General features: G+C 29.6%; 3 protein-coding genes. All 3 read left to right on the forward strand.

Annotation, left to right across the window (positions count from 1 at the left end; all coding sequences use genetic code 11):
* Window positions 1-493 precede the first annotated feature (493 nt).
* The gene (locus ACF91D_RS29690; protein WP_192945572.1) at window positions 494-925 is read left to right on the forward strand and encodes a hypothetical protein; all 432 of its coding nucleotides are present in this window, start codon (window positions 494-496) and stop codon (window positions 923-925) included.
* Window positions 926-1,140: 215 nt separating this feature from the next.
* On the forward strand, window positions 1,141-2,145 hold the full coding sequence (locus ACF91D_RS29695; RefSeq protein WP_392438306.1) for a protein rep: 1,005 nt from the start codon (window positions 1,141-1,143) through the stop codon (window positions 2,143-2,145).
* 436 nt (window positions 2,146-2,581) lie between these two features.
* On the forward strand, window positions 2,582-2,743 hold the full coding sequence (locus ACF91D_RS29700) for a hypothetical protein (protein WP_392438308.1): 162 nt from the start codon (window positions 2,582-2,584) through the stop codon (window positions 2,741-2,743).
* Window positions 2,744-2,902 lie beyond the last annotated feature (159 nt).

Here is a 2,902-nt window from a genome sequence, read left to right on the forward strand (position 1 = left end):
AACCCTTAACTAAACTTGCAGACGAATGTCGGCATAGCGTGAGCTATTAAGCCGACCATTCGACAAGTTTTGGGATTGTTAAGGGTTCCGAGGCTCAACGTCAATAAAGCAATTGGAATAAAGCAATATAGTTTTATTACTTAAAAGAATTCGTGATGTAATTACCTATTATGCTAGCAATGATTGATAAGATAAAGCTGATTATTATGCTTGTTATCATTTTGTTTTCATCCTTTCAATTTTTGATTTCGTTCCTAATATAAGAAAGGTTTTGAACCTTTCACGTTTTCCACTAAAAAAGCTCAAATCACGTAAGTGAAATGAGCTTTTAATGGTTTTTTTGTAAAAAGATTCAAAATTACCCTATATAGTTATGTTCTTTCGAAATCCTGTTTTTTTCTGTTTAAGAGAAAAAAGTACTTTTAATTAGCATTAAATAAGCGTTTTAGGGTGTATAATAATTTAATGATAGATATAAATAAGGGGTGGTTATTTGGATAATGAAAATACGAATAATAGTTTTGGTGGGTATATAATTCTTATTTTTACAATCTTTCTAGGTTTGTTGTTTTTCTTTTTTGGTGAAGGGTGGTTATTTTATTTAGGTTTACCTTTTCTTATTTTCGGATTTTTATTTTTATCAGCTCAATTATCAGAAGATGATTATGTAAAATATGCGATTTTTTCTGGTGGTATAGGCTTTTTATTATTAGCTCTGTATTTTGTTGATTTGGATTTTTTTGTTTGGAGGATTTTGTTTTTTGTATTGCTTGCAGGATCTTTTACATGTTTTATTTCTACTGCTCTATATATAGTTTTTAAAAGTAAGGGGAAATATTCATTTTCTAACTCTTTATTTAGTGTTATAAGTTTGGCTAGTAGTTTTTATACGGTATATAAATTTATAAAAGAGATTGTGATTTGAATGATGTTTGGTGGTTTTTTGAAACGAGTGTGAACGAGTTTCTTCTTGTCTTGATACTATATAGAAATAACGTTCTTTTTCAAAATATCGTTTTAACGTTGATTTGACAGTGTTTTCAATAGTTTTTAGTGTATAAAATAAAATTTGACATAAAAAAACTCCAGTAATAAGATTGAAGCATCCACTCATCAACTTAATACTGGAGGTCTTTATATATGCAAGATAATCATACAAAATATATAGACGAAAATCAAGATAATGAAACATTAAAAGATATTACGAAAAGTGGGAAACAACGCCCATGGAGAGAAAAGAAAATTGATAATGTAAGTTATGCAGATATACTGGAAATCTTAAAAATTAAAAAGGCTTTTAACGTAAAACAATGTGGTAACGTCTTAGAATTCAAGCCAACTGATGAAGGTTATTTGAAGTTACATAAGACATGGTTTTGTAAGTCAAAATTATGCCCAGTTTGTAATTGGAGGCGTGCTATGAAAAATAGTTATCAAGCTCAAAAAGTGATTGAAGAAGTAGTAAAAGAAAAGCCTAAAGCTCGGTGGTTATTTCTTACTCTATCAACACGAAATGCGATAGATGGGGATACTTTAGAACGAAGTTTAAAACATTTAACTGAATCTTTTAGAAGATTATTTAAATATAAAAAAGTTAGTAAGAATTTAATTGGTTTTATGCGTTCAACAGAAGTTACAGTTAATAAAAATGATGGTAGTTATAACCAACATATGCATGTCTTGTTGTGTGTTGAAAGTAAGTATTTTAGAGGTTCTGAAAATTATATTTCGCAAAATGATTGGATTGATTTATGGCAAAAAGCATTACAAGTTAATTATCGACCCGTAGCAAATATTAAAGCGATCAAACCAAATCAAAAAGGCGATAAAGATATTCAAGCAGCTATCAAAGAAACCTCAAAATATTCGGTTAAGTCATCTGATTTTTTAACTGATGATGATGAAAGAAATCAAGAAATCGTGAATGATTTAGAAAAAGGTTTATATCGAAAACGTATGTTGAGTTATGGTGGATTGCTTAAGCAAAAACATAAAATTTTAAATTTAGACGATGCCGAAGATGGCAATTTAATTAATACAAGTGACGAAGATAAAACAACAGACGAAGAAGAAAAAGCACATTCAATTACTGCAATTTGGAATTTTGAAAAACAAAATTATTACTTAAAAGATTTGAAACGTTAGCTTAAAAGCTAGCGTTTTTTTAGTAACTTATTCTTTTGTTTTTGTGTTTAAGTCACTAATTCTTATGTTTTTTGCCCCTGCGGGAACTATAGCGTTCAACCAGTATGGTTGCCCAGTTTTTACGCAAAAAATAATTTTGTGCGTAAATGGGCAGTGTTTATTTTTTTCTGCCCAGTTTGCTAAATTTTTAATTTGCATATAACTGGGCAGTGTCTAAAAAATTAGTCACTGGTTTTGCTCAAATTTTAGTTGGTGTAATTAAAATATATTTATTTGGCTCATATTTGCATTTTAAGAGCTTATATACGTTTTTAGGTATAAAACTATATGATTTACCCCTGAATCTTTAAAATGCCCCCTTAAAATTCAAAATAAGGGTATTTAATTTTTTAATAAGTCTTGTGATAAAGTTTGTTAAAAAGGAGTGATTTAAGTCATGAAAATGAATCAGTGGATAATAAGTTTAGTAGTTGGGGTTTTGATGTTTTTAGTTGTTTTTTATATTGGACAGACAACATTTTTACCTGCCTTATTGTGTGGATTAATAGGTTTTGTTTGTAATGTTTTAATTGGTTGGAATGCTAATCGTAATAATTAGACGACGCATTTATGCCGAGAAAATTTATTGACGTTGAGAAGAACCCTTAACTAAACTTGCAGACGAATGTCGGCATAGCGTGAGCTATTAAGCCGACCATTCGACAAGTTTTGGGATTGTTAAGGGTTCCGAGGCTCAACGTCAATAAAGCAATTGGAA

The organism is Staphylococcus sp. 231237_7MaSpsaltlick, assembly GCF_043107035.1.

What these genes read in the sequence shown, in the direction of transcription:
- ACF91D_RS29700 (WP_392438308.1), top strand. Translation starts at nt 2,582, where the DNA reads ATGAAAATGAATCAGTGGATAATAAGTTTAGTAGTTGGGGTTTTGATG.
- ACF91D_RS29695 (WP_392438306.1), top strand. Translation starts at nt 1,141, where the DNA reads ATGCAAGATAATCATACAAAATATATAGACGAAAATCAAGATAATGAA.